Annotated in this window: 27 protein-coding genes and 1 pseudogene; 17 read left to right on the plus strand and 11 right to left on the minus strand. The window is 72.0% G+C overall.

The window, feature by feature from the left end; translation table 11 throughout:
- A pseudogene (locus ABS772_RS00690) lies at window positions 1-325 on the minus strand (DUF2339 domain-containing protein); the annotation flags it as partial.
- Window positions 326-494: 169 nt separating this feature from the next.
- Window positions 495-746, minus strand: a complete 252-nt coding sequence (locus ABS772_RS00695; protein ID WP_238258067.1) for a hypothetical protein — start codon at window positions 744-746, stop codon at window positions 495-497.
- Window positions 747-1,136: 390 nt separating this feature from the next.
- Between ABS772_RS00695 and ABS772_RS00700 the strand changes: the two genes are divergently transcribed.
- From ABS772_RS00700 to ABS772_RS00725, 6 genes are all read left to right on the plus strand, one after another.
- Entirely contained in the window at window positions 1,137-1,829 is a 693-nt protein-coding gene (locus ABS772_RS00700) for a Crp/Fnr family transcriptional regulator (protein WP_012456405.1), read from the plus strand.
- A gap of 85 nt (window positions 1,830-1,914) precedes the next feature.
- Window positions 1,915-3,009: an ABC transporter ATP-binding protein gene (locus ABS772_RS00705; RefSeq protein WP_407942947.1), complete on the plus strand. Its 1,095-nt coding sequence runs from the start codon at window positions 1,915-1,917 to the stop codon at window positions 3,007-3,009.
- Window positions 3,006-3,953, plus strand: a complete 948-nt coding sequence (locus ABS772_RS00710; protein ID WP_350391672.1) for an ABC transporter permease — start codon at window positions 3,006-3,008, stop codon at window positions 3,951-3,953. The genes ABS772_RS00705 and ABS772_RS00710 overlap by 4 nt, the downstream gene beginning before the upstream one ends.
- On the plus strand, window positions 3,950-4,726 hold the full coding sequence (locus tag ABS772_RS00715) for an ABC transporter permease subunit (RefSeq protein ID WP_350391673.1): 777 nt from the start codon (window positions 3,950-3,952) through the stop codon (window positions 4,724-4,726). Before ABS772_RS00710 ends, ABS772_RS00715 begins: the two co-directional genes overlap by 4 nt.
- A gap of 37 nt (window positions 4,727-4,763) precedes the next feature.
- Window positions 4,764-5,453, plus strand: coding sequence for a dTMP kinase (tmk, locus tag ABS772_RS00720; protein WP_350391674.1), 690 nt, complete (start codon window positions 4,764-4,766; stop codon window positions 5,451-5,453).
- Window positions 5,443-6,525, plus strand: coding sequence for a DNA polymerase III subunit delta' (locus ABS772_RS00725; protein WP_350391675.1), 1,083 nt, complete (start codon window positions 5,443-5,445; stop codon window positions 6,523-6,525). The genes tmk and ABS772_RS00725 overlap by 11 nt, the downstream gene beginning before the upstream one ends.
- Before the next feature lie 30 nt (window positions 6,526-6,555).
- Here the strand turns inward: ABS772_RS00725 and ABS772_RS00730 are convergent, their stop codons facing one another.
- Window positions 6,556-8,199 (minus strand): acyltransferase family protein, encoded by a 1,644-nt coding sequence (locus tag ABS772_RS00730; RefSeq protein WP_350391676.1) that lies wholly within the window; start codon window positions 8,197-8,199, stop codon window positions 6,556-6,558.
- Window positions 8,200-8,593: 394 nt separating this feature from the next.
- Here ABS772_RS00730 and ABS772_RS00735 point away from each other — a divergent pair, with 394 nt between their 5' ends.
- Window positions 8,594-9,130, plus strand: a complete 537-nt coding sequence (locus tag ABS772_RS00735; RefSeq protein ID WP_238257693.1) for a YciE/YciF ferroxidase family protein — start codon at window positions 8,594-8,596, stop codon at window positions 9,128-9,130.
- A gap of 102 nt (window positions 9,131-9,232) precedes the next feature.
- On the opposite strand, the gene ABS772_RS00740 is transcribed toward ABS772_RS00735, so the two are convergent.
- Window positions 9,233-9,433, minus strand: coding sequence for a hypothetical protein (locus ABS772_RS00740; RefSeq protein WP_238257691.1), 201 nt, complete (start codon window positions 9,431-9,433; stop codon window positions 9,233-9,235).
- A 300-nt stretch (window positions 9,434-9,733) separates the two neighbouring features.
- On the opposite strand from ABS772_RS00740, the gene ABS772_RS00745 reads away from it, so the two are divergent.
- From ABS772_RS00745 to ABS772_RS00760, 4 genes are all read left to right on the plus strand, one after another.
- The gene (locus ABS772_RS00745) at window positions 9,734-9,949 is read left to right on the plus strand and encodes a hypothetical protein (RefSeq protein WP_238257690.1); all 216 of its coding nucleotides are present in this window, start codon (window positions 9,734-9,736) and stop codon (window positions 9,947-9,949) included.
- A gap of 179 nt (window positions 9,950-10,128) precedes the next feature.
- On the plus strand, window positions 10,129-11,697 hold the full coding sequence (metG, locus tag ABS772_RS00750; protein WP_350391677.1) for a methionine--tRNA ligase: 1,569 nt from the start codon (window positions 10,129-10,131) through the stop codon (window positions 11,695-11,697).
- A 50-nt stretch (window positions 11,698-11,747) separates the two neighbouring features.
- On the plus strand, window positions 11,748-12,545 hold the full coding sequence (locus tag ABS772_RS00755) for a TatD family hydrolase (protein WP_350391678.1): 798 nt from the start codon (window positions 11,748-11,750) through the stop codon (window positions 12,543-12,545).
- Between the two features lie 56 nt (window positions 12,546-12,601).
- On the plus strand, window positions 12,602-13,426 hold the full coding sequence (locus tag ABS772_RS00760) for an MBL fold metallo-hydrolase (RefSeq protein ID WP_350391679.1): 825 nt from the start codon (window positions 12,602-12,604) through the stop codon (window positions 13,424-13,426).
- Window positions 13,427-13,456: 30 nt separating this feature from the next.
- On the opposite strand, the gene ABS772_RS00765 is transcribed toward ABS772_RS00760, so the two are convergent.
- The 3 genes from ABS772_RS00765 to ABS772_RS00775 form a co-directional block, all read right to left on the minus strand.
- Window positions 13,457-13,849, minus strand: a complete 393-nt coding sequence (locus ABS772_RS00765) for a group III truncated hemoglobin (RefSeq protein WP_350391680.1) — start codon at window positions 13,847-13,849, stop codon at window positions 13,457-13,459.
- A 94-nt stretch (window positions 13,850-13,943) separates the two neighbouring features.
- Window positions 13,944-14,762 (minus strand): SGNH/GDSL hydrolase family protein, encoded by an 819-nt coding sequence (locus ABS772_RS00770; RefSeq protein WP_350391681.1) that lies wholly within the window; start codon window positions 14,760-14,762, stop codon window positions 13,944-13,946.
- A gap of 341 nt (window positions 14,763-15,103) precedes the next feature.
- Window positions 15,104-16,036, minus strand: coding sequence for a DMT family transporter (locus ABS772_RS00775; protein ID WP_238257678.1), 933 nt, complete (start codon window positions 16,034-16,036; stop codon window positions 15,104-15,106).
- A gap of 115 nt (window positions 16,037-16,151) precedes the next feature.
- Between ABS772_RS00775 and ABS772_RS00780 the strand changes: the two genes are divergently transcribed.
- Genes ABS772_RS00780 through ABS772_RS00795 form a run of 4 tightly spaced genes read left to right on the plus strand, consistent with a single transcriptional unit; the run spans window position 16,152 to window position 20,951 of the window.
- On the plus strand, window positions 16,152-17,666 hold the full coding sequence (locus ABS772_RS00780) for a protein adenylyltransferase SelO (RefSeq protein WP_350391682.1): 1,515 nt from the start codon (window positions 16,152-16,154) through the stop codon (window positions 17,664-17,666).
- A gap of 6 nt (window positions 17,667-17,672) precedes the next feature.
- The gene (locus tag ABS772_RS00785) at window positions 17,673-18,500 is read left to right on the plus strand and encodes an SDR family NAD(P)-dependent oxidoreductase (protein WP_350391683.1); all 828 of its coding nucleotides are present in this window, start codon (window positions 17,673-17,675) and stop codon (window positions 18,498-18,500) included.
- A 16-nt stretch (window positions 18,501-18,516) separates the two neighbouring features.
- Window positions 18,517-19,443: an alpha/beta hydrolase gene (locus ABS772_RS00790; protein WP_350391684.1), complete on the plus strand. Its 927-nt coding sequence runs from the start codon at window positions 18,517-18,519 to the stop codon at window positions 19,441-19,443.
- Window positions 19,440-20,951, plus strand: coding sequence for a flavin-containing monooxygenase (locus tag ABS772_RS00795; protein WP_350391685.1), 1,512 nt, complete (start codon window positions 19,440-19,442; stop codon window positions 20,949-20,951). Before ABS772_RS00790 ends, ABS772_RS00795 begins: the two co-directional genes overlap by 4 nt.
- 51 nt (window positions 20,952-21,002) lie before the next feature.
- Here the strand turns inward: ABS772_RS00795 and ABS772_RS00800 are convergent, their stop codons facing one another.
- From ABS772_RS00800 to ABS772_RS00815, 4 genes are read right to left on the minus strand one after another with little or no spacing between them, the layout of a single operon-like run.
- Window positions 21,003-21,476, minus strand: a complete 474-nt coding sequence (locus tag ABS772_RS00800) for a DUF2721 domain-containing protein (protein WP_350391686.1) — start codon at window positions 21,474-21,476, stop codon at window positions 21,003-21,005.
- A 12-nt stretch (window positions 21,477-21,488) separates the two neighbouring features.
- Window positions 21,489-21,818, minus strand: a complete 330-nt coding sequence (locus ABS772_RS00805; protein ID WP_238258786.1) for a lipid-A-disaccharide synthase N-terminal domain-containing protein — start codon at window positions 21,816-21,818, stop codon at window positions 21,489-21,491.
- A 4-nt stretch (window positions 21,819-21,822) separates the two neighbouring features.
- Window positions 21,823-22,605 carry a glycosyltransferase family 2 protein gene (locus ABS772_RS00810; RefSeq protein ID WP_350391687.1) on the minus strand — a complete coding sequence of 261 codons (783 nt, stop codon included), beginning with the start codon at window positions 22,603-22,605 and terminating at the stop codon, window positions 21,823-21,825.
- Window positions 22,602-24,374, minus strand: coding sequence for an ArnT family glycosyltransferase (locus ABS772_RS00815; RefSeq protein ID WP_350391688.1), 1,773 nt, complete (start codon window positions 24,372-24,374; stop codon window positions 22,602-22,604). Before ABS772_RS00815 ends, ABS772_RS00810 begins: the two co-directional genes overlap by 4 nt.
- 296 nt (window positions 24,375-24,670) lie before the next feature.
- Here ABS772_RS00815 and ABS772_RS00820 point away from each other — a divergent pair, with 296 nt between their 5' ends.
- Complete coding sequence (locus ABS772_RS00820) at window positions 24,671-24,865, plus strand: hypothetical protein (RefSeq protein ID WP_003599068.1); 195 nt, start codon at window positions 24,671-24,673, stop codon at window positions 24,863-24,865.
- 141 nt (window positions 24,866-25,006) lie between these two features.
- The gene (locus ABS772_RS00825) at window positions 25,007-26,638 is read left to right on the plus strand and encodes an acyl-CoA synthetase (RefSeq protein ID WP_350391689.1); all 1,632 of its coding nucleotides are present in this window, start codon (window positions 25,007-25,009) and stop codon (window positions 26,636-26,638) included.
- Window positions 26,639-26,768: the final 130 nt, after the last annotated feature.

Below are 26,768 nucleotides of genomic sequence, written 5' to 3' on the forward strand. Positions count from 1 at the left end.
CAGGAGGGGTGGGAGGAGGGGAGGCAGGCGTCGCCGGCCGCTCCGGCGCCGCGGCCGGGACGGACGGGACGGCGCCGCGCGGCGGCGGCGGTTCGGGCGCCGGTTCCGGACGGGGCGGCTCCGGCGCGGGAGCGGACGTCGGGGTCACACTTGGAATCGGGCTCGGCGCGGGGCCGGCGATCGGGCGCGCCTCGACCAGAGCGAGGCGGCGCTCCAGGACCCGAATGCGCTGCCGCTGCCGCAGCGCCAGCAGCAGGCCCGCCGGACCGGACAGGGCGAGCGCCAGCGCGAGCAGCACCACACTCAGGAAAAGTCCATCGTCCATAGGCCGACCGTCCGCTCCGGGAGCGGAGAAGCTAGCCTCGTTCCCGGCCCGTACGGGTGCGGGTGCTCACACGCTCGTGAATCGTCGCGGCACGCATCCTATGGATCGCGCGGTCTTGCAAATGACGACCCGCTTCGATGTCAGCCGCGCGTTCGGCTGCCGTGCCGCCTCAGCGGACGAAAGCAAGATGAAGACGGCAGCCCTCGCGCTCGACCACGGCACAGCGACAGTCGATCTTCAGGCAGGCAATGGATAAGCGCACAGAATCAGGAACGACGACACCTGGACCGACCTCGACATCGACTCCATCGGGTGTCTCGTCCCAAACGAGGCATCCGACATCACGATGGTTCGCCGAAGATGAAATCAGTCCTACCTTGAAAGCATCCTGCAGAAATAAGTCACGGTAACCTTCCAACATCGGTTAACTCCGCGATTGCCTCAGATCCGCAGCCAAAGGTTACGGTTAATGCTTCCCAAAATCACGCGGAAAATGACTACGTGCGGTATAAAAAACCTGTTGCACGATGCGCAACTTCATGGAAGCCGATCACTAGTTGCTTATTCGTTCTCCGGCTAAGTGCTTCTCAGATGAGCCTTTTCGCGTCGGTACATCCGTCGGCGGCGGCCGAATCGGGAGACGCCCTCTGATTGTCCGCCGGATCCGAGGCGCGCCTCGACCCGGTCCGCGAGGCGGTTCGAGGCCCACGCCGTCCACCTCAATCGTCCGGCAGCCGCGCGCCACGACTTGACCCGCCCCGGCGGCGGCCTCACCATTCGCTCTACGCGCGTAGACTAAGGTACAAGAGGCGTGGCGACAGGCCGGTTGGCGAGCATCCCGTTCTTCAAGGAACCGGGTGTCGATCTCTCCCCATTCGAGACGCGCTGCCATTGGCGGCGCTTCGACGAGAACGAGACGCTCGTCGATTACGACGACATCTCGACCGACGTGTACTTCCTCGCCATGGGCGAAGTGCGCATCCTCAACCGGTCCCAGTCCGGCAAGGAGGTCATCCTCGGCGAGATGCGCACCGGCGCCTTCTTCGGCGAGCTGGCGGCTCTCGACGGCATCGGCCGCTCGGCCAACGTCACGGCGCTCACCCGCGGCGAGGTCTGCGTGGTGCCGGCTCCCGTCTTCCGCCAGATCGTGTTCGCCTCCGAGGCCATCGCCGACCGGCTGTTCCGCCTGCTCGCCAAGCGCGTGCGCGAACTGAACACCCGGCTGATGGAGCACGCGCTGCTCGACCTGCGCCACCGGCTCTACGCCGAACTGCTGCGCCTCTCCGTGCCGCGGGCCGGACAGGACGGCGAGCGGGTGGTGACGCCGCCGCCCTACCACCACGTCCTCGCCGCCCGCATCGGCTGCCGCCGGGAGCAGGTGACCCGCGAGTTCACGGTGATGGCCGGCGAGGGACTGATCGACCGCACCCGCGGCGCCCTCGTCATCCGCCGCCCCGACCTGCTCGAAGCGCGGGTGCAGGAGGCGCTGCGGGAAGACGCGTGAGGCGGCCCGCAGCACCGCTTCTGCGAAGACGCATCCCTTAAAAGACAAGTCGCGGAGATCCGTCGCGACGCCGGTCCGAAGATCCATCTTGCCCGCAACCACTTCCCATCCGGAACAGAGGCTCCGCCTGGAGCGGGTCACCAAGCGCTTCGGCGCGCACCTAGCCGTCGATGCCGTCTCCCTCGACCTGGCGGGGGGTGAGTTCTTCTGCCTGCTCGGCCCGTCCGGCTGCGGCAAGAGCACCCTGCTGCGGATGGTGGCCGGGTTCGAGGCGCCGGATTCCGGCACGATCCGGCTCGGCGAGACGGACCTGACCGCGCTGCCGCCGCACCGGCGGCCGGTCAACATGATGTTCCAGTCCTACGCGCTGTTCCCGCATATGAGCGTGGCCGCCAACCTCGCCTACGGCCTGAAAGGCTTGGGCCTGAGCCGGGCGCAGAGCGCGGAGCGGGTGAGGGCGCTGCTCCGGCTCGTGCGGCTCGAAGGCTTCGAGGCGCGCCGCCCCGACAAGCTCTCCGGCGGCCAGCGCCAGCGGGTCGCCCTGGCCCGGGCGCTCGCCCGCGAGCCGCGCCTCCTCCTCCTCGACGAGCCCCTCGGTGCCCTCGACCGGGCCCTGCGCGAGGAGACGCAAGGGGAGTTGCGGGCGATCCAGCGGCGGCTCGGCACGAGCTTCGTCGTCGTCACCCACGACGCCGAGGAAGCGATGGCGCTTGCCGACCGGATCGGCGTGATGGAGCGCGGGCGCCTCGTGCAGGTGGGGCCGGCGCGCGAGCTCTACGAGCGCCCGGCGAGCCGCTTCGTCGCGGGCCTGCTCGGCGACGTGAACCTGATCGACGGCCGGCTCCGCGGGCCTGAGCCCGGCGGCACCCGCAGCGTCGAGACGGCTCTGGGCAACCTTCGCGCCACCGGCGAGGGCGAGGCGGGCAACGCCGTCGTGGTCGCGATCCGCCCCGAGCGGCTTGTCGTGAGCGGGGAGGGGGCTAGCCTGGAAGGCCGGCTCCAAGGTCGCTTGATCGAGGCGACCTTCCTCGGCGACCGCATCCGCTACCGGGTCGAGATGGCCAACGGCGCGACCCTGCGCGCCTCGGCCGCCCTGCCGGCGCCCGGCCCGATCCCGTCCGTCGGCGAGACCGTCTCGCTCGCGGTGCCGGCCGACGCCGCGCGGATCCTGCCGCCATGAGCGGCCCGTCGCAGCAGCTGTCGCGGCGCCTCGGCCGCGGCCTCGTGCGGGGCCTGCCGCTCCTGTGGCTGGCTCTGTTCTTCCTCGTGCCCTTCGCGGTGACGCTGAAGATCAGCTTCTCCTCGCCGGCGACCGCCCAGCCGCCCTACCTGCCGGTGCTCGAATGGGATGGTGGCCTGGAGGGCTGGCGCGAGTTCTTCGAGGCGCTCGACTTCCAGAACTACCAGATGATCGCGGCCGACGCGCTCTACCGCGACGCCGCCCTGTCCTCGCTGGGCTACGCCGCGCTCGCCACCGCGATCCTCGTGGGGATCGGCACGCCGACCGCCTACGCCATGGCGCGCGCCGCGCCGCGCTGGCAGCCGATCCTGGTGGCCCTCGTCATCGTGCCGTTCTGGACGAGCTTCCTGATCCGGGTCTACGCCTGGATCGCGATCCTCAAGCCCGAGGGGCTGCTCAACGCCGCCCTGTTGAAGCTCGGGCTGATCGGGGCGCCGCTGCCGATCCTCGACAGCCCCCTCGGCGTGCTCATCGGGCTCACCTACGCCTACCTGCCCTTCATGGTGCTGCCGCTCTACGCGGTGATGAGCCGGCTCGACCCGGCGCTCTCCGAGGCCGCCGCCGACCTCGGCGCGTCGCGGGCGCGGACCTTCTTCACCGTCACCCTGCCGCTGAGCCTGCCCGGCCTCGCCGCCGGGGCGCTGCTCTGCTTCATCCCGATGGTCGGCGAGTTCATCATCCCGGATCTGCTCGGCGGCTCGGACACGCTGATGCTCGGGCGCGTCCTGTGGAGCGAGTTCTTCTCCAACCGCGACTGGCCGCTCGCCTCGGCCGTCGCCGTGCTGCTGCTGATCCTCGTGGTCGGCCCCGTGGTGCTGTTCCGCGAGGCGGAGCAGCGGCGCGAGGAGGCGGTGGAAGGGGCGGCCGAGGGGGCGAGGCGATGAGCCTGTTCGCCCGCACGGTGCTCACCCTGGCGCTGGTCTTCCTCTACGCGCCGATTGCGGTGCTCGTCGTCTATTCCTTCAACGCGTCGAAGCTCGTCACCGTCTGGGGCGGGTTCTCGACCCAGTGGTACGGGGTGCTGTTCCGGGACGGGCCGCTGATCGCCGCGGCGCTCGTCTCGCTCAAGGTCGCCGTCCTCTCGGCCACCATCGCCGGGGTGCTCGGCACCTGCGCCGCCCTGGCCCTCGACCGGCACGGGCGCTTTCTCGGGCGCGGCGCCTATACCGGGCTCCTCTACGCGCCGATGGTGATGCCGGAAGTCATCACCGGCCTGTCGCTGCTGCTGCTCTTCGTCGGCATCGGCCTCGACCGGGGCATCGCGACCCTCGTCATCGCCCATGCGACCTTCGCCACCGGCTTCGTCGCGGTGGTGGTCGGCGCCCGCCTGAAAGGGCTCGACCGCTCGCTGGAGGAGGCGGCGGCCGATCTCGGCGCGGGGCCGGCCCGCGTCTTCTTCGGCATCACCCTGCCGCTGATCGCGCCCTCCGTCGTCGCCGGGTTCCTGCTCGCCTTCACCCTGTCGCTCGACGACCTCGTGATCGCGAGCTTCGTCTCGGGGCCCGGCGCCACCACCCTGCCGATGCGAATCTACAGCCAGGTCCGCCTCGGGGTGAACCCGGAGATCAACGCCGCCTCCACGCTGATGATCGCGGCGATCGGCCTCGTGGTGCTGGCCGCCTCCTGGCTGACGGGGCGGAAAGGCGCGGCGGTATAGGTCGCGCGCGACCCCCCGCTGTGCTAGCCCGCATCCCATGTCGAGCGATGCGCCGCGGGGCGTCTTCATCACCTTCGAGGGCGGGGAGGGGGCGGGCAAGTCCACCCAGATCGCGCGTCTCGCCGAAGCCCTGAGGCAGGCGAGCGGGCGCGAGGTCGTGACCACCCGCGAGCCCGGCGGCACGAAGCGGGCGGAAGAGCTGCGCGCGGCGCTGTTGCGGGGCGTCGCCAAGCCCTACGGGCCGTTTGCCGAGGCGCTGATGTTCGCCGCCGCCCGCATCGACCACATCGAGGGGCTGATCCGCCCGGCGCTCGCCCGCGGCGCGATCGTGCTGTGCGACCGCTTCGCCGACTCGACCCGCGCCTACCAGGGCGCGGCCGGCGGCCTGGAGCCGGGGCTGATCGCCAGCCTGGAGCGGGTGACGCTGGAGGGCCTGCGCCCCGACCTCACCCTGATCCTCGATCTGGCCCCCGAGGTCGGGCTGGCCCGGGCGCAGCGCCGCGGGGAGGGGGAGCCCGCCGACCGGTTCGAGGCGGAAGCGCTCGGTTTCCACGAGCGGCTGCGGGCGGCCTTCCGCGCCATCGCCGAGGCCGAGCCGGAGCGCTGCCGCGTGATCGATGCCGATCGCGGCCCCGAGGCGGTCGAGGCCCGGATCCGCGCCGCCGTCTCCGCGTGGCGGCCGGATCTGCTGCCGGCAACGGGGGAGGGGCAGGACCATGCGGCCTGATTCCGCCCGCCTCCCCCGCGACGCCGCCCGCACCGAGGCCGAGGCGGGCGACCTCGCCAACGTGCCGCGCCCGCGCGAGCAGACCCGCCTCCGCGGCCAGCCCCAGGCGGAGGCCGCCTTCGCCGGGGCGCTCGCCGCGGGCCGGCTCCACCACGCCTGGCTGATCGGCGGCCCGGCGGGCATCGGCAAGGCGACGCTCGCCTACCGCGTCGCGCGCCGGCTCGTCGCCGACCCGCGCACGCTCCCCTCCCCCGATTCCCTCGACGTGCCTGAGGACCACCCGGCGGCGCGGCAGGTGGCGGCGCTGTCGCACCCGAACCTGGTCGCCCTGCGCCGCGTCCAGGCCCCCGGCGCCAAGACGCTGCCGACCCGCATCTCGGTCGATGCCGCCCGCGAGGCGCTCGCCCTGTTCGGCTCGACCGCGGGCGGGGAGGGGGGGTGGCGCGTCTGCATCGTCGACAGCGCCGAGGACCTTAACGCCAACAGCGCCAACGCCCTCCTGAAGATGATCGAGGAGCCGCCGCCGCGGGCGATCTTCCTCATCGTCTCCCACGCGCCGGGCCGGCTGCTGCCGACGATCCGCTCCCGCTGCCGGGCCCTGGCGCTGCGCCCCCTCGCCGAGGCCGACGTCCGCGCCGTGATCGAGGACTTTCCGCCGCCCTTCGCTCCGCCCGAGGCGGCGGCCCTGGCGCGGGCGGTGGCGCTCTGCGAGGGCTCGGTCGCCCGCGCGGTGGCGCTGCTCGACCCCGCCACCGCCGCGGTCGAGGCGGAGGTCTCCGCCCTGCTCGCCGGCCTGCCCGAGCCCGACGGGCGGCGCGTGCTCAAGCTCGCCGAGACGCTCGCCGGCCGCGACGCCGAGCCGCTGCTCGCCACCGTCCTCGACGCGATCCAGCGCCACGTCGCCGCCGAGCTCGACCGGCGCCGGGACGAGGGACCGGCCCGCCTGCTCGGGCTCGTCGAGGCCGCCGAGCGCATCGCGTCGTCCGCCCGCGAGGCGGCGATCTACAACCTCGACCGCCGCCCGCTGGTGCTCGCGGCCTTCCGCGAACTGGCGGCGGCCGCGCGGGCGTGAGCGCGATCGACGAAGCCGGGTGAGAAGCGTTCAGCGCCCCGGCGCAGCCAGCACGCCCATCCGCCCGTCCGCATCGATGGCGAGCGCGAGCGGGGCCGGGTCCGCCGCGCAAGCGGCGGCGGGGATCTGCATCCAGAAGCCGATCCGGTGGCCCGGACGCGCCGGGCCGATCACCTCGGCGAGATCCTTGCGCATCCGGCGCGGCCGATCGAGGCCGATCAGGCGGCCGGAGCAGTAGACGGCGAGCCGATAGGTCTGCGTCGGCCTCGCCGGATCGAAGGCGTAGGCCGAGACCACGGCATCGACCGGCGAGGTGCGCGTGATGAACTCCAGCGCGCCCTGCATCGAGGCGGGAAGCGTGAGGCCGCGGGCATCGATCGCCGCGGCGGCCGCCGCGGGGTCGGCCCAGCTCCCGGCGGGCAGGGCGGCGAGCGCCATCCGTGCCCGTCTCTCCTGCCAGTCGTCGCGGGCGGTGTCCGCGCTGCCCCAGGCGGCACAGCCGGCAAACATCAGCAGGTAGGCGGCGAGCCAGCGCCTGAGGGTGACGGGCGCGGCCGCGTCGATGCGGCGGCGCAGGGCGCGGTAGAGCGCGAGATCCACGGGTCCGAGCAGCACGGCGAGCCCGAGCGCGACCACGATGGCGGTGAGTCCGTAGGCGAGCCCGGACCAGTGGGCGGGCACAGCCCGGGCGGTCAGCACCAGCACCGGGACGTGGACGAGGTAGAGCACGTAACTCGCATCGCCGAGGGACAGCGCCGCCCGCGTCACGGCGCCTTCGCCCCGGGCCTGACGGGCCGAGGCCGCGGCTCCCACGAGCAGCACCGCCGCGATCCCGCCGAGCCAGCGCGCCACGTCGCGCTCGACGAAGAGGCAGGCGGCGAACAGCGGGAGAGCGAGCAAGCCGGCCATGGGGGTGATCCGGCCGGAGGCGATCAGCCGGGGCAGCAGCAGGCCGCCCGCGAAGGGCACGCAGGCGGCCGCCACGGGCAGCAGGTAGGCCGGCGGCAGGACCAGGTCGTGCGAGGCCGTCGGCAGCAGCAGGAACGCCGCCGCGAGCAGGACCAGCCAGAGGACGGCCAGCGGCACGATCCGGCGGGCGAGGCCGGCACTCGCCAGCCCGAACAGGCCGACGTAGAAACTCGTCTCGAAGACGAGGGTCCACTCGACGTTGAGCGCGTAGCTGCGCGGGCCGGCGGGCGCGAGCGACAGGGAGAGCGGAGCGAGACCGCCGAGGCTCAGGCCGAGGGCGGCGAACACGGCGGCGAACAGCGCGACGACCGCGAGGTAGGTCGGGAAGATCCGCGAGATTCGGTGCGCCAGGAACACCAGGGGGCGGTCGCGCACCACGAGCCCCGCCATCAGGGTCCCGGAAATCGCGAAGAAGACGGCGACGCCCCACACGCCCATCATCGCCTCGAAGGTCGGGAACGAAGGCTCCGCCCCGCGCAGGATCTGGGCGTAGACCGCCGCGTGATGGACGAGCACCGTCGCCGCCGCGAGCCCGCGCAGGATCTGGATGTTGGCAAGGCCGGCGGTCGCGCGGCGGCCGGCCGAGGCGGGGACGGGCCCGGCCTCCAGGGCGACCCCCGGTCCGAGGCCGGTGGCCGGCTGGGCGGCGGCCAGCGGCGCGGTCCGTGCGGGCCTGGGCAGCATCCGGGCAAGGCGTGCGAGCATGACGGTGCGTGTTTCCGGCCCCGGCGGGCGCGTCGGGTCCCCGCGGGCTTCGGAAGCGATCCGTAACGAAGACTTGGGCCGTTTTGGCGTGGCGGCGGCGTTCGTCGGCGCGTGCTGCCATTCGGCAACAGGTCGGGCGGCCGGCCTTCGACATCCGCACGCGGAGGGGAACGAGCCCTTCGGCGGCGCGGCGGGCGACCCGGGACAGGCCAGGGTGGCGGAGGGCAGAGCCGTTCGCGGCGTGGTTCATCCGCCCGAAGGTTCCCAGCAATTTTGCAGTCTTCCCCGCTATAATTTGCGGACCCGGGCGCCGAGCGTGGCGTTTCAACGGGACAGGCTGCCGGTGAGATCGCTCCCGCAGCCGACCCGTTGAACAATCCGGAGACGAATCACCATGGCCACCAAACAGAAGACCTTGCACGATGCGTTCTACGAGACGCTGAAGGACGTTTATTACGCCGAGAAACAGTCCGTGCGTGCGCTGAAGAAGTCGGCCAAGGCGGCCGAGCACGAGGAGCTGCGCCAAGCCTTCGAGACGCATGCCGAGGAAAGCGCCGGTCAGGTCGAGCGTCTGCAGCAGGTGTTCGAGATCATCGGCAAGCCGTCCCGCGCGAAGACCTGCGAGGCGATGCAGGGGCTGACCTCGGAGATGGAGGAGGATCTCGAGGATTTCGAGGACAGCCCGGCGGCCGATGCCGTGCTGGCGGCCTGCGCCCAGGCCGTCGAGCATTACGAGATCGCCCGCTACGGCACGCTGAAGACCTGGGCGAGCCAACTCGGCTACGCGGACGCCGCCAAGCTGCTCGACGAGACCCTGCAGGAAGAGAAGAAGACCGATCAGCTGCTGACGCAGATCGCCGAGCGCCTGAACGTCGAGGGCTCGGAGCCGGCCGGCGGGGCGGAAGGCAAGGGCCGTCGCAAGGCTTCCTAGGACCGGCCTCAGACCACCGAGACGAAGAAGGCGCCGCGAGGCGCCTTTTTTGTTGTCACCGGTTCGGCCTGCACGGCAGCGCGGCCTCCGTCCGAGGTTCGGTCAGATCAGGGCACCGATCAGCGTCGCGGCGCCGATCAGGACAACGCAGGCGCCGACCTGCACGGCACGGAAGGTTTCGCTTAACGAGCGCCGGTTGTCGTTGGCAGCCTGAGGATGCGCGCGCAGGAAATGGCGGTCAAGATTCGGCTCCGGAAGCTCGATCCACTGCTCGTCGGACTCGCGAACCTTGGCGATGGACATGCAGACCTTCCTCGAAGCATCCGGAGAGTGAGATCGACGCGCACGGCTCACGCGTGAGCCTCAATATTCGACCGTCTCGTTGCCGGCGAGGATTAAACCGATGTCCGGCCCCGTGTCCATGCACAATAGATCAGAAAGCCGGGCAATCGCGCACCATATTGCAAAAATGACAGGTCTCAGGCCTGCAGAGCTTCGATCCATGCGTCCAGCGAATGCGTGGCATATGGTGTCTGGTATACCAAAAGGTGCGCTGCGGTGGCACATACGCTGCAACGCAACACACCGCACGGGACGCTCCTCATGATCTCTCTGGCTCTCCTCGCCGCCGTCGCCGCCGGTGCGGCCAACATCTTCCTGGTCACCCTGGTGGCCAACCGCTTCGGCCCGCAGGCCGGCACCGTGTCCGCCGGTGAGTTCGCCGCCGTCGGCGAGGCCGCCCCGGCCGCCCCGAAGCGCAACGCGGTCAAGGTCGGCAACGAGAACCTCTCGCCGGTCGCCGCCCGGCACGCCGCCTGAGCGTCTCGGCAAGCCGCACGAACGCTGTCGGACGAGAAAGCCCCGCCGGGTCCCTGGCGGGGCTTTCTCGCGTCTGAGCCGGCCCGCGGCTGCCGCAGGTCCGGTTGCGTCGCGGGACGTTTTCGCGCCACAAGGCTCTTCAGTCCGACCGACCCTTCGCATCCGGGACATCTTCTGACGTGAGCGCGAGCGAGAAGGCGAACGAGCCCTTCCTCATCACCACGGCGATCTCCTACCCCAACGGCGCGCCGCATATCGGCCACGCCTACGAGGTCATCGCCACCGACGCCATCGCCCGCTTCCACCGCCTCGACGGGCGCGAGGTGCTGTTCACCACCGGCACCGACGAGCACGGCCTCAAGATCCAGCAGACCGCCGCCAGGGCCGGGGTGACGCCGCGTGCCTTCGTCGACGACATGGCCGGGCGCTTCAAGGCGATGGCCGACCGGTTCGACTGCGCCTACGACCGCTTCATCCGCACCACCGAGCCCGACCATTACGCCGCCGCCCAGGCGCTGTGGCGGCGCATGGAGGCCAACGGCGACATCTATCTGGCCAAGTATGCCGGCTGGTACTCCGTGCGCGACGAGGCCTATTACGACGAGGCCGAGACCGTGCTCGGCCCCGACGGCGGCCGCCGCTCGATCAAGACGGACACGCCCGTCGAGTGGATGGAGGAGGAGAACTACCTCTTCCGCCTCTCCAAGTACCAGGAGCCCCTGCTCGCGCTCTACGCGAAGCAGCCGGACTTCCTCGGCCCGGAGACGCGGATGAACGAGGTCGCGAGCTTCGTGCGATCCGGCCTCAAGGATCTCTCGATGAGCCGCACCACCTTCGACTGGGGTGTGCCGGTGCCGGACCGGCCGGGCCACGTCATGTATGTCTGGGTCGACGCGCTCACCAACTACCTGACGGTGACGGGCTTTCCCGATGCGCAGGCGCCCAACGCCCGGTTCTGGCCGGCGGCGCTCCACATCATCGGCAAGGACATCGTCCGCTTCCACGCGGTCTACTGGCCGGCCTTCCTGATGTCGGCCGGGCTGCCGCTGCCCAAGCGCATCTTCGGCCACGGCTTCTTCCTCAGCCGCGGCGAGAAGATCTCGAAGTCGCTCGGCAACGTGGTCGATCCGCTCGATCTCGTCGACACCTACGGCGTCGATCCGGTGCGCTACTTCCTCCTGCGCGAGGCGCCCTTCGGCGGCGACGGCAATTACGACCACGAGGCGATCATCACCCGCATCAACGCGGATCTCGCCAACGACCTCGGCAACCTCGCCCAGCGCTCGCTCTCGATGGTGGCGAAAAACTGCGGGGGCGCGGTGCCGGAACCGGGGCCCCTCACGGAGGCCGACGAGCGCCTGCTCGCCGCCGCCGCCGCCCTGCCGGAGACGGCGCGGGGGCTGATGCGCGATCTCGCCCTGCACGCGATCCTGGCCGAGATCTGGGCGGTCGTGGCCGAGACCAACCGCTACTTCGCCTCCGAGGAGCCGTGGCGCCTGCGCAAGTCCGATCCGGAGCGGATGAACACGGTGCTCTACGTCACGGTCGAGACCCTGCGCCGGGTCGGCCTGATGGTGCAGCCTTTCGTGCCGACGGCGGGCGCGGCCCTGCTCGACCTGCTCGCCGTGCCGGTGGACGCGCGCAGCTTCGCCTTCGCCGGCCCCGAGCACCGCCTGCAGGCCGGCACGGCCCTGCCCGCCCCGGCCCCGATCTTCCCACGCTTCGAGAAGCCGGAGGCGGCGGCCTGACGCCGTCGCCCCGCGCCGCTCCTCCCCAAACAAATCTGCCCGAAGAGACCATGCTGGTCGACAGCCACTGCCATCTCGACTTTCCGGATTTCGCCGCGGACATCCCCGGGGTGATCGCCCGCGCGGCCGAGACCGGCGTGACGCGCCTCCTCACCATCTCGACGCGGGTCGCCAAGGCGGACAGCTACCGCGCGCTCGCCGAGGCGCACGCGGCGGTCTGGTACACGGTCGGCACCCACCCGCACGGCGCCGCCGAGGAGCCGGACGTCCCGGCGGAAAACATCGCAGCGCTCGCCGACGCCCCGCGCTGCGTCGGCATCGGCGAGGCGGGGCTCGACTACCATTACGCGGACGCCGCCCCCGCGGCGGTGCAGGAGCGGGTGCTGCGCGCGCATATCGAGGCCGCCCGCCTCTCCGGCCTGCCGCTGGTGATCCATTCCCGCGACGCCGACGCGCATATGGAGGCGGTGCTCACCGACGAGATGGCGCGAGCGCCGTTCAAGGCGGTGCTGCACTGCTTCTCCTCGGGCGCGCGGCTCGCTGAAGTCGGGGTCGAGCTCGGCCTGTCGGTGTCGTTCTCCGGCATCGTCACCTTCCGCCGCTCGGATGCGCTCCGCGACATCGCCCGGAGCGTGCCACTCGACCGCATCCTGGTCGAGACCGACGCGCCGTTCCTCGCGCCCGAGCCGCACCGGGGCCGGCGCTGCGAGCCGGCCTACACCGCCGACACCGCGCGGGTGCTGGCCAAGGCGCTCGACCTGCCCTTCGAGGACTTCGCCGCGCGCAGCACGGCCAACTTCTACCGGCTGTTCGCCAAGGCCGCGGCGATCGAGGGCTTGGCGGCATGAGGGGCGGCATGAAGGCCGGGCGATGAGGGTCGAGCGATGAGCATGGGGGAGGGGGCATGCCGCGCTTGAGCCTGCGCATCCTCGGCTGCGGCTCGTCCGGCGGCGTGCCGCGGGTCGGCTACGGCTGGGGCGCCTGCGACCCGGCCGATCCGCGCAACCGCCGCCGCCGCTGCTCGCTGCTGGTGGAGCGGCGCCAAGGGAACAGGGAAGGGAACGGGGGAGGGGTCGCCACGACGGTGCTGATCGACACCTCGCCGGACCTGCGCGAGCAGCTCATCGATGCCGGCGTCACCCGCCTCGACGCCCTGCTCTACACCCACGCCCACGCCGACCACACCCACGGCATCGACGACGTGCGCCCGCTCGTCATCCACATGCACCGGCGCATCCCGGTCCACGCCGACCCCCTCACCCGGGCGATGCTGATCCAGCGCTTCGGCTACGCCTTCGAGACGCCGCCGGGCAGCCTCTACCCGCCGATCCTCGACCTGCACGAGATGCAGGCGGGCGCGGTCCTGACCATCGACGGAGCGGGCGGCCCGATCGCGGCGGAAGCCTTCCGCATGGAGCACGGCAACGAGATCGCCCACGGCTTCCGCTTCGGCCCCGCCGCCTACGCGCCGGACGTGAGCGTGATGCCCGAGGCGGCCAAGGCCCGCCTGCACGGCCTCGACCTGCTGATCATCGACGCCCTGCGCGAGACCCCTCACCCGTCGCACTACTCGGTCTCGGACGCGCTCGCCCTGATCGAGGAGGTCGCGCCGAAGCGGGCGATCCTCACCAACCTCCACACCGATCTCGACTACGCGACGCTGGCGCGGAAGCTGCCGCCGAACGTGGTGCCGGCCTATGACGGGCTGACCGCGACGGTCGATCTGTGATCCGTTCGATCGGCCGGACACGCCGAGGCATCACGCCCGCACGTCCCGCATCTCCGGCCGGAAGAACAACCCGGCCTTGAGGCTATCGCCGATGCGATGCGCCCGCTCGACGATCTCCGCCGCGATCGCCGGCTCGAAAACCTCTCTCGCCGTCTCCTCGAACAGGCCGAGCCAGCGCGCGAAATGCGCTGGCGCGATCCCCTCGATGCCGAGATGGCGGCCGAACGGGTTGCCCTTGTAGCGGCCGGTCTTCAGCAGCACCGAGGACCAGAAGTCGCGGATCGTGGCGAGGTGGCGCGGCCACGCCTCGTCCGGGATCTTTTGGGCGAAGACGGGCCCGATCAGCGGATCGCGGCGTACCCGGGCGTAGAAGGCATCGAGGAAGGCGGCCAGCGCCGCCTCGGTCAGTTCGGCCTGCTTCATGACGCAACGCAGGAGGAGGGACAGGAGACGGGGCAAGGGGCGGGGAGGGGGCCTCTCAGCGGACAAGGCGCCCCTGCCCCGGTCGGTTCCAGGGTCAGTTCCGGGCGAGCGAGGGCTGGATCAGGCCGGCGCCGACGAGGATCTGGGCGGCCGCCGCCCTGGCGAGCTGGCGGTAGCCAGCATCGGTCATGTGCAGGCCGTCGGGGCCGATCATCTGGGCCGGGGTCATCAGCCCGTGCGTGACCCAGGACTGCATCAGGGCGCGGCGGCGGATCACCGGCACGCCGAGTTCAGCCGCGAGCGCGTGCAGCGCCTCGCCGTAGCGCTCGGCGCCCTGCACGCCCGTCAGCCTCTGGCACCATTGCTGGTCCATCAGCACCACGTCGGCCCCCGTCGCGCGGATCGCCAGGATGCCGGCGCGGGTCAGTTCGACGAAGCGCTCCAGCGGCACCCCGGCGAGCGGATCGTTGCTGCCGGTCTGCCAGACCACGAGGTCCGGACGCTCGGCCAGCACGTCGCGCTCCAGGCGCCGCGCCATCGCCTCGGAGGTGTCGCCGCCCTTGCCGCGGTTGATCACGGTGATCGAGCGGCGGCTCGATGCGCCGATCTGCAGGCGCTCCTCGAGGTCGCGCTCCAGCAGGGCAGGGTAGGCCGTGGCCGGCGACGAGGCACCCGCCCCTTCCGTCGAGGAGGAGCCGAAGGCCACGATCCGCACGTCGCCGTCCCGCCCGAGTAGGGAGGCGAGCCGCACGAGCTTCGCCGGCAGGCGATCGGCGGAGGCCGGCTTCTGCGACTCCAGAACCCGTGGTCCGGTGACCGGCGGCGCATCGGGCTGCGCGCCTGCGCCGGTGACGCCGAGCGGGCCGGCGAGGGCGGCGGCGAGGATCAGGCCCGTAAGCGTGCGGAACGACATGGCGAAGCGTCTGACAGCCGATTCTGTTTCCCGATGTCTCCGGCTGATGCCCGACGAATGTGACGATTGCGAGAGACCCGCCGCAGGCCGGACCGCATCGGCGCAGAACGGCGCAAATCTGGGAAAATGCCGGGGATTCATGGTTAATGGATACCGGAAGGGGGTCGCGCACACATCCTCATGTTCCATAATATATCTTATGCGAACAGTCCTGGTGGGGCTGGAAAGGCTCGTCGCGGGCTTGGATGCCACGACTGTGCCGTCCTGTTCCGTGTCCCGACCCGCGGTGGAATGAGATCGCCCTCCCCCTCGCCTCGGACCCTTTTCGCCTCCGCCCGCCTTCAGCGGCCCTTGGCCCGTACCGCGCGCCGCCCGGCGATCTCGGCGATGAGGATGCCGCCGAGCACGAGGAGGAGCGCCAGCGTCTCGGCGCCGCCGAAGGGCTCCCCCGCCAGCAGCACGGCGAGCCCCGCGCCGAAGACCGGGACGAGGTTCACGAACAGACCGGCCCGGTTCGGACCGATCAGCTCGACGCCGCGGATGAAGGAGAGCTGCGCCAGCAGCGAGGGGCCGAGCGCGACGAAGGCGATGATCGCCCAGGCCGTCGCGGTGGTGGGCCAGATCGAGCGGCCGAGCGCCCATTCGGCGGCCAGCGGCGGCAGCGAGGTCAGGAGCGCGGCCAGCGCCAAGGCGCTGAAGAAGGCGAGCCCCGACACCGCGGGCCGCCCGGCAAGCGCCACGGTGTAGCCGGCATAGACCAGGCTCGCGACGAGCATCAGCCCGTCGCCGAGATTGAGGCCGAGATGGGCCAGCACCGCGAGGTCGCCGTGGGTCGTCGCCACCGCGACGCCCACCAGGGTAACGGCGGCGCCCAGAAGCTGCCCGGCCCGCACCGGCACGCGGCGCACGGCGAAGTTCAGCGCCATGACGAAGACGGGGATCGCCCCTTGGATCAGGGCGACGTTGACCGCCTTGGTGTAGATGCCCGCAGCGTAGAACAGGCTCGCGAAGATCGTGAAGCCGAACGCCCCCATCAGGAACAGGTAGGGCCAGCGCTGCACCAGCCGGTCCCGGTCCGCCAGGATGGGGCGGCGCGCCACCACCACCAGCACCGCGAAGGCGAACGCCCAGCGCAGCGTCGTCAGAACCTGCGGCGAAACCTCGCCGACCGCCCACTTGCCGGCCACCGTGTTGCCCGCCCAGAGCAGGGTGGTCAGCGTCAGAATCGGATAGGCCACCGCGGAGGCGCGGGAGCCGGGGGTGGCTTGGGTCACGCGGGAAGGTCCGTGTACGAGGCTCGTTCCGGTCCGATGCCATGCCGTGCGGGCGGCAGAATAGCCAGGGGAGGGCACGACACATATTCCGTGAAGGGATCGCCCCTCCCCGCCCATGGGTTCACCCGTTCGTCGGCTTGACGTTCCCTCGCGCCTGCCCGACTCCTCCCGCCGCACCGGAGCCGAACCCCTGCCCCCTCATCAAGCCTCGCGCCGCCACGCCGACCTCGGGCCCGACTTCGCCGACGTCGTCGCGCCCGCCGCCTTCCCGTCGGCGATCCTGCGCTACCGCAACCAAGCGTGGGCGCGGCGCGTCGGGCTCGACGGCCTGTCGGACGAGGACTGGATCGCGCATTTCGCGCGCTTCAGCCCCCTGCCCGGCTCGTTCGAGCACCCGCTGGCGCTGCGCTACCACGGCCATCAGTTCCGCTCCTACAACCCCGATCTCGGCGACGGGCGCGGCTTCCTGTTCGCGCAACTGCACGACCTGCGCGACGGGCGGCTGCTCGATCTCGGCACCAAGGGCAGCGGCACGACGCCCTGGTCGCGCGGGGCGGACGGGCGGCTGACCCTGAAGGGCGGGGTGCGCGAGGTGCTCGCCACCGCCATGCTGGAGGCGCTCGGCGTCGAGACCTCGAAATCGTTCAGCCTGATCGAGACCGGCGAGGCGCTGGAGCGGGGCGACGAGCCCTCCCCCACCCGCTCGGCGGTGCTGGTGCGGCTCTCCCACTCGCACCTGCGCATCGGCACCTTCCAGCGCTTCCTGTTCCTCGAACAGCCCCAAAACATCGCCCGCCTCGTCGATCACGTGGTCGAGACGTACTATCCGGGCATCCGGGCGGCGGACGGAGCTGAGCGGGCGGCCCTGTTCTTCGAGGCGATGACGGCGCGGGTGGCGCGGATGGGGGCGCAGTGGATGGCCGCGGGCTTCGTCCACGGCGTGCTCAACACCGACAACATCAACGTCACCGGCGAGAGCTTCGATTACGGGCCGTGGCGCTTCGCCCCCGCGCACGACCCGGCCTTCACCGCCGCCTATTTCGACGAGTGGGGCCTCTACAGCTTCGGCCGCCAGCCCGAGGCCCTGTTCTGGAACCTGAGCCGGCTGGCCGATTGCCTGCTCGGGCTCGTGCCGAAGGAGCGGCTGGAGGCGGGGCTGAAGACCTTCGGGCCCGCGCTCCAGGACGCGTTTGCCGAAGCGATCCTGTTCCGGCTCGGCATCACGCCCGTGCAGGGGGAGGGCGAGGGCGCGGTCCACCGGCTGGTCGGCGCCTTCTGGGCCTTCCTCGAGAAGAGCCGCGCCCCGTTCGAGCAGGTCTTCTTCGACTGGCGCGGCGGGCTGGCGAGCGAGCCCCGCGCGGCCCGGAGCCCGGCGGGCGAGCACTATGCCGGCGACGCCTTCCGCCCGGTCCACGCCGCGCTCCAGGCGATGCGCCCCTCCCCGACCGTGAACCTCGACCACCCCTACTTCGCCCGCGAAGAACCCTGCACGATGCTGATCGACGAGGTCGAGGCGCTCTGGGCGCCGATCGCCGAGGCCGACGACTGGTCGGCGCTCCACGCCAAGCTGGCCGAGATCGAGGCCCTGGCCGAGGCCACCGGCACGCGCCCCCTCCCCCCGGAGGCCTGAGACGCGATGGCACGGCGCTTCGTCCTGCGGGGCCGGACCGCCCTCGTCACGGGGGCGGCGAGCGGCATCGGCGCGGCGCTGAGCCTCGCGCTGGCGGAGCGGGGCTGCGCCCTGGCCCTGGCCGACCGGGACGCGCCGGGCTTGGGCCAGACGGCGCGGGCCGCCCGCGCCGCCGGCGTCGCGGTCAGCGAGCACGTGCTCGACCTCGCCGACCGGGCGGCGCTCCTCGCCCTGCCGGGCGCGGTTCAGGCCCGCCACGGCGGCCTGCAGCTTCTCGTCAACAATGCCGGCGTGGCGCTCGGCGGCCGGTTCGAGGACACCGACCCGGCCGACATCGACTGGCTGATGGACGTGAACCTGCACGCGGTGATGCGGCTGACCCATGCCTGCCTGCCGCTGCTGCGGGCCGAGGACCAAGCGCAGATCGTCAACCTGTCGAGCGTGTTCGGCATCATCGCGCCCGCGGGGCAGGCGGCCTACGCGGCGAGCAAGTTCGCCGTGCGCGGCTTCACCGAGGCCCTGCGCCACGAGGTCGAGGGCACCGGGCTCGGCGTGACACTGGTGCATCCCGGAGGCGTCGCCACCGCCATCGCCCGCAACGCCCGCACGCCCCGCGGGATGGATCCGCGGGAGGCCGCCGAGGGGCTCGCCGCCTTCGAGCGCCTGCTGACCCTGCGCCCGGAGACGGCGGCCGCGGCGATCCTGCGCGGCATCGAGGCGCGCTCGCCCCGGGTGGTGATCGGCGCGGATGCCCGCCGCGCCCTGCTGATCCAGCGCCTGATGCCGGTGCGCTACTGGTCGCTGATCCGCCGCGCCGTGCGGGACGACCGATGAGGGTGGACACCTGACCATGGCGAGCCTGCGCGCCCACCTCTACGATCTCGCCATCCGCCTCGCGGTGAAGGGACGTCTCGGCGGAACCCACGACGTCTTCGCGATCCGCCGGGCCTTCGAGCGCGCCCAGTTCCCGGCGCCGTCCGGCGTCGCCTTCACCCGAGGCACGGTCGGCGGCGTGCCCGGCGAGTGGGCGCAGGCCGAGGGCAGGGACACGGGCAGGGGCGCGGACGAGCGCCCCACCCTGCTCTATCTCCACGGCGGCGGCTTCATCGCCTGCTCGGCGCTCGTCTACCGCCCGGTCACCGGCCGCTTCGCTCGTGCGGGCTTCCGGGTGTTCACGCCGGATTACCGGCTGGCGCCGGAGCATCCCTTCCCCGCCGCCGTCGAGGATTGCACCGCGGTGTGGGCCGCGCTCGCGGAGGCCGGGCCGGCGGTCCTCGCCGGCGATTCCGCGGGCGGCACCCTGGCGCTCGCCACGATCATCGAGGCGCGCCGCCTCGGCCTGACACCGCCCGCGGCGGCGGCCCTGTTCTCGCCGGCCACCGACCTGATCGGCCGCAGCGCCTCGTTCCGCACGAATGGGCGGCGGGACGCGATGTTCCGCCCGGAAGCCCTGACGCGGCTCGTGCCGGCCTATCTCGCCGGGGCCGACCCCGCCGACCCGCGCGCATCGCCGATCGAGGCCGATCTGTCCGGCTTCCCGCCGCTCCTGATCCATGTCGGCGCCCGCGAGATCCTGCGCGACGATTCCCTGCGGCTCGCCGAGAAGGCCAAGGCCGCGGGCGTGCCGGTCGATCTCACGGTGTTCCCCGTGGTGGCGCATGCCTGGCAACTCGCCGAGAGTTTTTTGCCGGAGGCGCGCCACTCCCTCGACAGGGCGGCGCTCTTCCTGCACCGCGCCCTGGAAGAGGGCACTCACCGGGCGGAGACCGCCGCGTGAGCGGGGCACCCCTCGACCTGATCATCGTCGGCGCCGGCTTCTCCGGCCTCGCCATGGCGATCCGCGCGCGGCAGGCCGGGTTCGACCGCCTCCTCGTGATCGAGAAGGCCGCCGGCATCGGCGGCACGTGGCGGGAGAACACCTATCCGGGGGCCGCCTGCGACGTGCCCTCGCAGCTCTACTCCCTCTCCTTCGCCCCGAAATCCGACTGGACGCGCCTGTTCGCGCCGCAGTCCGAGATCGCGGCATATCTCGAAGACCTCGTCGCCGAGCACGGCCTCGCGCCGTTCCTGCGCCTGGAGACGCGGGTGGAGCGGGCCGTCTTCGACGCGGCCGCGGGGACGTGGCGGGTCGAGACCGACAGGGGCGCCTTCTCCACCCGCGTGCTCGTCGGTGCCATGGGCGCCCTGCACCACCCCGCCCTGCCCCGCCTCCCCGGCCTGGAGACATTCGCCGGCACCGCCTTCCACTCCGCGACCTGGGACCATGCCTGCGACCTGACGGGGAAACGCGTCGGCGTGATCGGCACGGGGGCGAGCGCGGTGCAGTTCGTGCCGGAGATCGTCGGCGGCGTCGCCCACCTCACCCAGTTCCAGCGCTCGGCCCCCTGGATCCTGCCCCGCGGCGACGCTCCAGTCGGCCGGGGCCTGCGCCGGATCCTTCGGGTCGCCCCCCTGCGCCGGCTCTACCGCGCCTCGCTGTTCTGGCGCCGCGAGGCCGCGGCGCTGGCGGGCTTCACCCGCGTCTCGACCGTGACCGGACTGGCCGAGGCGATGGCGCGCCGGCACCTCGCCGCCGCCATCGCCGATCCCGAGCTGCGCGCGAAGCTGACGCCCGATTACCGGCTCGGCTGCAAGCGGGTGCTGCTCTCCGACGACTACTACCCGGCGCTGGCCCGGCCCCATGTCAGCCTCGTCACCGCGCCGATCCGCGCGGTTCTGCCCCACGGCGTCGTCACCGCGGACGGCGCCGAGCACCCGTTCGACGTGCTGATCTTCGCCACCGGCTTCTCCCCCGGCGGCAGCCTGCTGCGGACCGAGGTGATCGGGCGCGAGGGGTCGAGCCTGCTGCAGGCGTGGAAGGACGGGGCGGACGCCTTCCGCGGCGTCTCGGTCGCGGGCTTCCCGAACCTCTTCCTGCTGCTCGGCCCCAATACCGGGCTCGGCCACAACTCGGTGCTGCTGATGGTGGAGGCGCAGGTCGCCCACGTCCTCGACGCGCTTCGGCGCCTGCGCGCGCATCCCGGCTTCGTGCTGGAGGTGCGGCCCGAGGCTCAAGCCGGCTTCCGCGCCGAGGTCGATGCGCGGATGGAGGGCAGCATCTGGATGCGGGGCGGCTGCGGCAGCTGGTATCTCGATCGCTCGGGCCGCAACCGCACCCTCTGGCCCGGCACGGTGGGCACTTACGTGCGGGGGACCGAGCGGATGCGGGCGGAGGATTATTGCCTCGTCGAGCCTCCAGGGCTTCGCCCTGGACCCACGAAAGGGCTCGCCCTTTCGAAACCCTGACGAGAGCGTCGTCCCGAAAGGGGGTTGCCGGCTTTCGGAAACGACGATGCTTCAGCCTGCCCGGTCCTGCTTGCGCTCGACCTCCAGGCGCACGCCGCGGCCGGCCAGGAGGATCTCGGCGAGGAAGGCCAGGATCGCCAGGATGGTGCAGGCGAGCGCGAAGCCGAAACAGGCGAACAGCACCGAGGCTGCGGAGGCGTCGCGCAGGGCGCCGACGAACAGGGTCAGCACGGCGGCGCCCGTCATCACGCCGCCGAGGCTCGCCAGCACCACGGCACCGTCGAGCAGGAGCGAGCGGCGGCGCAGATAGGCGAGGCGCAGGGCCAGCGTCGCCCGCGCCTCCGCGTCCGCACCCGGCAGGGTGGCCGAGAGGGCATCGACCTTGTCGGCGACGCGGCCGAGGCGGGTCGAGAACACGTTGAGCAGGGTCGCCAGCGCCGAGAGCAGGAAGGCGGGGGCGAGCGCCACCTGGATGATGTGGGCGATGCTCTCGGGGTCGCCCGCGCCCGTCACGCTCGGGAACATGGAACGGGGGCCTCAAGCCTTGCGGGCGCGCCGCTGCTCGCGAAAGATCAGGGCGAGGTTGCGCAGGTAGATGAAGGTCGAGAGCCCCTGGCCGATGATGATCACCGGCTCCCGGCGCACGAAGCCGTAGACCAGGGTCATCAGCCCGCCGAGGATCGACAGGAACCAGAACGAGAGCGGCATCACGCTCTTGCCGGCCCGCTCGCTGGCGATCCATTGCAGGATGAAGCGCGAGCCGAACACGAGCTGCGCCGCGATGCCGAACACCAGCCAGAAATCGAAGCGGGTGACGAACACGTCGTAGAAATAGGCCGGGAGATCCTCGGCGAGCTGGATCAGCATGGGGTCACCGGGCCTCGCTGTGCGCCACGTCGCCGGGCGCGTCCTGGGGCACATCCTCGGCCCGCGGGGCGGGCCGCCGCCGCCGGATCAGCCACCACACGCCGGCGAGATCGAGGATGCCGACCCAGAGCCGGTCGAACATTCCGTAATTCGAGCGGCCGGTGAAGCGCGGCCGGTCGACCACGTCGCGGTGGACCACGCCGAACCCCTCGCGGGTGACGAGCGCCGGCATGAAGCGGTGGAGCGCGTCGAAATAGGGCAGCGCGAGGTAGACCTCGCGGCGAAACACCTTGAGCCCGCAGCCGGTATCGCGCGTGGCGTCCTTCAGGATCTTTCCGCGCACGCCGTTGGCGATCCGCGACTGGAATTGCTTCCACGCGCCCTTGCGGCCGATCCGCTGGCCCTGGGCGAGGCCGACGCCCGCGCCGCCCTGGTCGAGGGCGGCGTAGAGCACGGGGATGAAGGACGGGTCGTTCTGGCCGTCGCCGTCGAGGGTGGCGATGACGGGCGCGCGGGCGCGCAGCACGCCGCTGCGCACCGCCCCGCTCTGACCGCCGCTGCGGTCGTGGCGCACCACGCGGAGCCACGGGGTCTTCGCCCGCAGCCCCTGGAGCGTGGCGAGGGTGTCGTCGGTCGAGCCGTCATCGACGTAGATGACCTCGAACGGCGCGAGGTTGTGGCAGGCATGGCCGATCTCGGCCACCAGCGCCGCGATGTTGCCGGCCTCGTTCTTCACCGGCACCACCACGCTGAGGCGCAGCGGCCCGGAATCGCTCGTCATGCTCATGGGGTGGCACCCGGCAGCGCGGCGTAGGCGGAGACCCCGACCGGCTTGCCGCCGTTGATGTTGAAGCCCGTGAGCCGGCCGACGGCCTCTCGCGGCTGACCGCCTTCCGCGGCGGCGAACGCGGCGGCGAACCGGTCCTCGACCAGTACGAGGCGGCAGCCCCCCTCACGCAGGAAGGCGGCGGCCTCGGCGCCGGAATTCAGCATGGCAAGGTCCGTGCCGACGGTGAAGACGAGGCTCGGCTCGCGAAGCCCGAGGCTCGCCACCTGGGGCTTCTCGCAGGGCAGGGCGTCGCGGATCGCGGCGAGCCGCGGCGAGACCTTGAGGCTCTGCAGCACCGGCTGGGTCAGGCCGAACACGGCCCCCGACAGCACCACCGAGGCGGCGACGCCGAGGGCGAGAGCCGCCTCTCCGGCCCCCTGCCCCGCCCCCCGAGCGAAGGCGGCCCAGGCGAGCGCGGCCAGCGCGCAGGCGGCCAAGAGCAGCGGCAGGGCGGCGAGCGGCAGCGCGTGGTCGAGCCGCCACGCGGCCAGGCTCAGGCCGAGCGTCAGCCCGACCGGGATCAGCACGACGAGGCCCGCCACCCAGCGCGCGCCCGGCCGGCGCGGATCGAGGGCGCCGCGGGACAGCGCCAGCACGGTGAGGATCGCCACCGCCGGCAACAGGGGCAGGACGTAGTGCGGCAGCTTGGTCGGCACCGCCTCGAAGATCAGCCACATCGGCACGATCCAGGCGATGAGCAGCGCCACCGCCTCCTCGCCCCGCCGCGCCCAGGCGAAGGGGATGGCCAGGGCGGCGAAGGCGGCGCCCGGCCAGAAGGTGGCGAAGAAGGCGAGCGCGTAGGCGCCGGGCGGGCCCCAGTGCTTCTCGGCGCCGGAGCCGACCTTGCCGAGCATGTCGCGCCCCACCGCCTCGCCGAAGAAGGCGCCGCCGCTCTTCCAGGCGATCGCCAGGAACCAGGGCGCCACGACGGCGAGGGTGATGAGGACGCCGAGCCGCGGGCGCAGGTCGAGCAGCCAGCGGGCCGAGCCCTCGCGCAGGCAGAGGACGAGGGCGGCCAGTCCCGCGAAGAGCGGCACCATCGGCCCCTTCACGAGGATGCCGAGGGCGATCCCGAGCCAGAAGACCAGAGCCGTCCCGAGGGAGGCCGGACCGCGGCGGCGCTCCAGCCGGGCGCGTCCGAGCCAGGCGCGGGCGAGCGCCCCGAAGGCCGCGACCGAGCAGGCGGTGAGCAGCGCGTCGGTCTTGGCGAGCCGGGCCTCCGCCGAGAGCATGATGCAGGCCCCGAACAGCGCCGCGGCCAGCAGCGCCCAGCGCCGGTCGAGGAGGGCGAGGCCCGCCCAGTAGGTCAGCAGGATCGCCGCCAGCGCGCCGAGGAGCGAGGGGATCCGGTAGAGCCCGATCTGCGTGCGGGCCCGCGGCACGCCGAGGGCCTCGCCGGCCGCGACGGCGGCGGCCTGCGCCCAGTAGATCCCGACCGGCTTCTTGTGGCGCGCCTCGGCCTGGAAGCGGATATCGACGAGGTCGCCCGTCTCCAGCATCTGCTTCGAGGCCTGCGCGAAGCGCGGCTCGTCCCGGTCCATCGGCTGGAGCGTGGACAGGCCCGGCAGGAAGCTCGCGAGGCCGATCACCAGGAGCAGGAGGCAGGCCCGGACATGGCTCGCCGCCCCGAACGACAGCACCCGGTCCGCGAGGCGCAGCGCGCCGGCGGGCGGCCGGACGAGATCCGCCCGCGATGCCGCGGACGGGCCGACGCTGAGGCTCGTCATCGGTGGGGGCTGCCCGCTTGCGGCACGGTCTGGCTCGGGCGGGAGGGTACGGGCATCGGCGGCTCGGGCGGGCGGAACGGTTCAGGCCGGTGGACGGCCCGCATCCGGCCGGGGCGCCGTGTCGGTGATCCCGCCCCGATTGTCAAATACGGCGGTGCCCGCCCTCGGTCCCGGCGACGCGGCTTCGCGCGGTCGCCTCGGCAAAGCTTCGCCGGACGCGGGCCTTCCCGCAAAAAGCAACGCAACCATGCACCGGATGGGTAGCCGGACCGGGAGGGCGACCCTATATCCCGCTCATGGCAAACAACAGCGCAAATCCCTACACCCTCGAAATCGAAGCCTGCGAGCGCCCCGCCGGGCACTTCACCTGGGCCATCCGCCGGAACGGCAAGCTCTTCCAGCGCGCCGACCGGGTGCAGACCACGGAAGAGGCTGCCGAGCGCAGCGGGCTCGCCGCCCTGGAGAAGCTCCTCAGCGGCCGGGAGCGTTGATCGGCCCTTTCCGGCCTTTCCCGCGCTCCATCCCTCGAACCTGATCCGACAAGGCTCCCGGGCTTTCCGCCCGCGGGGCCTTTTCTCTGTCGTCTCGTCTGCGGCGCTCGGATACTCTCCCCTCGAACGGGAGGCGGGACCATGGCGCGTACGACGATCTACGATCGGGATCTCGATCGGAACCCGGCCAATTACCAGCCGCTCACGCCGCTGAGCTATCTCGACCGCGCCGCCCGCACCTTTCCGGATCAGGTCGCGGTGATCCACGGCCCCCTGCGCCGCTCCTATGCCGAGCTCGACGCCCGCTGCCGCCGCCTCGCCGCGGCCCTGGCCGCCCGCGGCATCGGCCGCGGCGATACGGTCGCGGTGCTGCTCGCCAACACGCCGGCGATGATCGAGTGCCACTACGGCGTGCCGATGACGGGGGCGGTGCTCAACACCCTCAACACCCGCCTCGACGCGGCGGCGCTCGCCTTCTGCCTCGACCACGGCGAGGCCAAGGTCTTCATCGTCGATCGCGAATTCGCGCGGATCGGCCGCGAGGCGCTCGACCGGGCCGGCGTCTCGCCCCTCGTCATCGATTACGACGACCCGGAATTCGCCGGGGACGGCGCCTCCATCGGCGAGACCGATTACGAAGCGTTCCTGGCCGCGGGCGATCCCGGTTACGCCTGGGCGATGCCGGCGGACGAGTGGGACGCGATCTCGCTGAACTACACGTCGGGCACCACCGGTGACCCGAAGGGCGTGGTCTACCACCACCGCGGCGCAGCGCTGCTCTCCCTCGGCAACGTCATCACCGCCGGGCTGCCGCAGCACGCGGTCTATCTCTGGACCCTGCCGATGTTCCACTGCAACGGCTGGTGCTTCCCCTGGACGCTCTCGATCGTGGCCGGCACCCATGTCTGCCTGCGGCAGGTGCGGGCGCCCGCGATGTACGCGGCGCTCGCCGAGCACGGCGTCACCCACCTCTCGGGGGCGCCGATCGTGATGTCGACGCTCCTGAACGCCCCCGAGGACCAGAAGCGCCCCCTCCCCCGGCGGGTCCACTTCCTCACCGCGGCCGCGCCGCCGCCCGAGGCGGTGCTCGCCGCCATGGGCGAGGCCGGCTTCGACGTCACCCATCTCTACGGCCTGACCGAGACCTACGGCCCGGCGGTGGTGAATGCGTGGCACGACGAATGGGACGCGCTCGCCCCCGACGAGCGCGCCCGGAAGAAGGCCCGCCAGGGCGTGCGCTACCCGGTGCTGGAAGGGCTCGACGTGCGCGACCCTGAGACGATGGAATCGCTGCCCGCCGACGGGACGAGCCTCGGCGAGGTGATGTTCCGCGGCAACGTGGTGATGCGCGGCTACCTGAAGAACCCGGCCTCGACGCAGGCCGCCTTCAAGGGCGGCTGGTTCCGCTCCGGCGATCTCGGGGTGAAGCACCCCGACGGCTACATCCAGCTGAAGGACCGCTCGAAGGACATCATCATCTCAGGCGGCGAGAACATCTCCTCGATCGAGGTGGAGGACGCCCTGTTCAAGCACCCCTCGGTCGCCGCCGCCGCCGTGGTCGCCAAACCCGACGCGAAATGGGGCGAGACGCCCTGCGCCTTCGTCGAGTTGAAGGAGGGGCGGGAGGCCACGGCCGAGGAGTTGGTGGCGTGGTGCCGCGAGCGGCTCGCCCCCTACAAGCTGCCGCGTCACGTGGTGTTCGGCGAGCTGCCCAAGACCTCGACGGGCAAGGTGCAGAAGTTTCTGCTGCGGGAGAAGGCGCGGGAGGAGTGATGCCGTTTCCGGTTGATCGCTTCGGCTACCGCCCCTCTCCTCCCCCTTGTGGGGAGGAGGCAGGAGGTGGGGGTGGTTCAGGATGAGGCGGTGCGGTGCCTTCTGCACCACCCCCACCCCGAGCCCCTCC

The organism is Methylorubrum podarium (assembly GCF_040270385.1).
GTDB classification, from domain to species: domain Bacteria; phylum Pseudomonadota; class Alphaproteobacteria; order Rhizobiales; family Beijerinckiaceae; genus Methylobacterium; species Methylobacterium podarium.

Coding starts and splice junctions, on each gene's coding strand:
- tmk (WP_350391674.1), top strand. CDS start 4,764: ATGTCGAGCGATGCGCCGCGGGGCGTCTTCATCACCTTCGAGGGCGGG.
- ABS772_RS00725 (WP_350391675.1), top strand. CDS start 5,443: ATGCGGCCTGATTCCGCCCGCCTCCCCCGCGACGCCGCCCGCACCGAG.
- ABS772_RS00735 (WP_238257693.1), top strand. CDS start 8,594: ATGGCCACCAAACAGAAGACCTTGCACGATGCGTTCTACGAGACGCTG.
- ABS772_RS00810 (WP_350391687.1), bottom strand. CDS start 22,605: ATGAGCATGACGAGCGATTCCGGGCCGCTGCGCCTCAGCGTGGTGGTG.
- ABS772_RS00695 (WP_238258067.1), bottom strand. CDS start 746: ATGTTGGAAGGTTACCGTGACTTATTTCTGCAGGATGCTTTCAAGGTA.
- ABS772_RS00745 (WP_238257690.1), top strand. CDS start 9,734: ATGATCTCTCTGGCTCTCCTCGCCGCCGTCGCCGCCGGTGCGGCCAAC.
- ABS772_RS00785 (WP_350391683.1), top strand. CDS start 17,673: ATGGCACGGCGCTTCGTCCTGCGGGGCCGGACCGCCCTCGTCACGGGG.
- ABS772_RS00730 (WP_350391676.1), bottom strand. CDS start 8,199: ATGCTCGCACGCCTTGCCCGGATGCTGCCCAGGCCCGCACGGACCGCG.
- ABS772_RS00805 (WP_238258786.1), bottom strand. CDS start 21,818: ATGCTGATCCAGCTCGCCGAGGATCTCCCGGCCTATTTCTACGACGTG.
- ABS772_RS00820 (WP_003599068.1), top strand. CDS start 24,671: ATGGCAAACAACAGCGCAAATCCCTACACCCTCGAAATCGAAGCCTGC.
- ABS772_RS00825 (WP_350391689.1), top strand. CDS start 25,007: ATGGCGCGTACGACGATCTACGATCGGGATCTCGATCGGAACCCGGCC.
- ABS772_RS00770 (WP_350391681.1), bottom strand. CDS start 14,762: ATGTCGTTCCGCACGCTTACGGGCCTGATCCTCGCCGCCGCCCTCGCC.
- ABS772_RS00815 (WP_350391688.1), bottom strand. CDS start 24,374: ATGACGAGCCTCAGCGTCGGCCCGTCCGCGGCATCGCGGGCGGATCTC.
- ABS772_RS00760 (WP_350391679.1), top strand. CDS start 12,602: ATGCCGCGCTTGAGCCTGCGCATCCTCGGCTGCGGCTCGTCCGGCGGC.
- ABS772_RS00715 (WP_350391673.1), top strand. CDS start 3,950: ATGAGCCTGTTCGCCCGCACGGTGCTCACCCTGGCGCTGGTCTTCCTC.
- ABS772_RS00780 (WP_350391682.1), top strand. CDS start 16,152: ATGGGTTCACCCGTTCGTCGGCTTGACGTTCCCTCGCGCCTGCCCGAC.
- ABS772_RS00755 (WP_350391678.1), top strand. CDS start 11,748: ATGCTGGTCGACAGCCACTGCCATCTCGACTTTCCGGATTTCGCCGCG.
- ABS772_RS00710 (WP_350391672.1), top strand. CDS start 3,006: ATGAGCGGCCCGTCGCAGCAGCTGTCGCGGCGCCTCGGCCGCGGCCTC.
- ABS772_RS00790 (WP_350391684.1), top strand. CDS start 18,517: ATGGCGAGCCTGCGCGCCCACCTCTACGATCTCGCCATCCGCCTCGCG.
- ABS772_RS00765 (WP_350391680.1), bottom strand. CDS start 13,849: ATGAAGCAGGCCGAACTGACCGAGGCGGCGCTGGCCGCCTTCCTCGAT.
- ABS772_RS00800 (WP_350391686.1), bottom strand. CDS start 21,476: ATGTTCCCGAGCGTGACGGGCGCGGGCGACCCCGAGAGCATCGCCCAC.
- ABS772_RS00740 (WP_238257691.1), bottom strand. CDS start 9,433: ATGTCCATCGCCAAGGTTCGCGAGTCCGACGAGCAGTGGATCGAGCTT.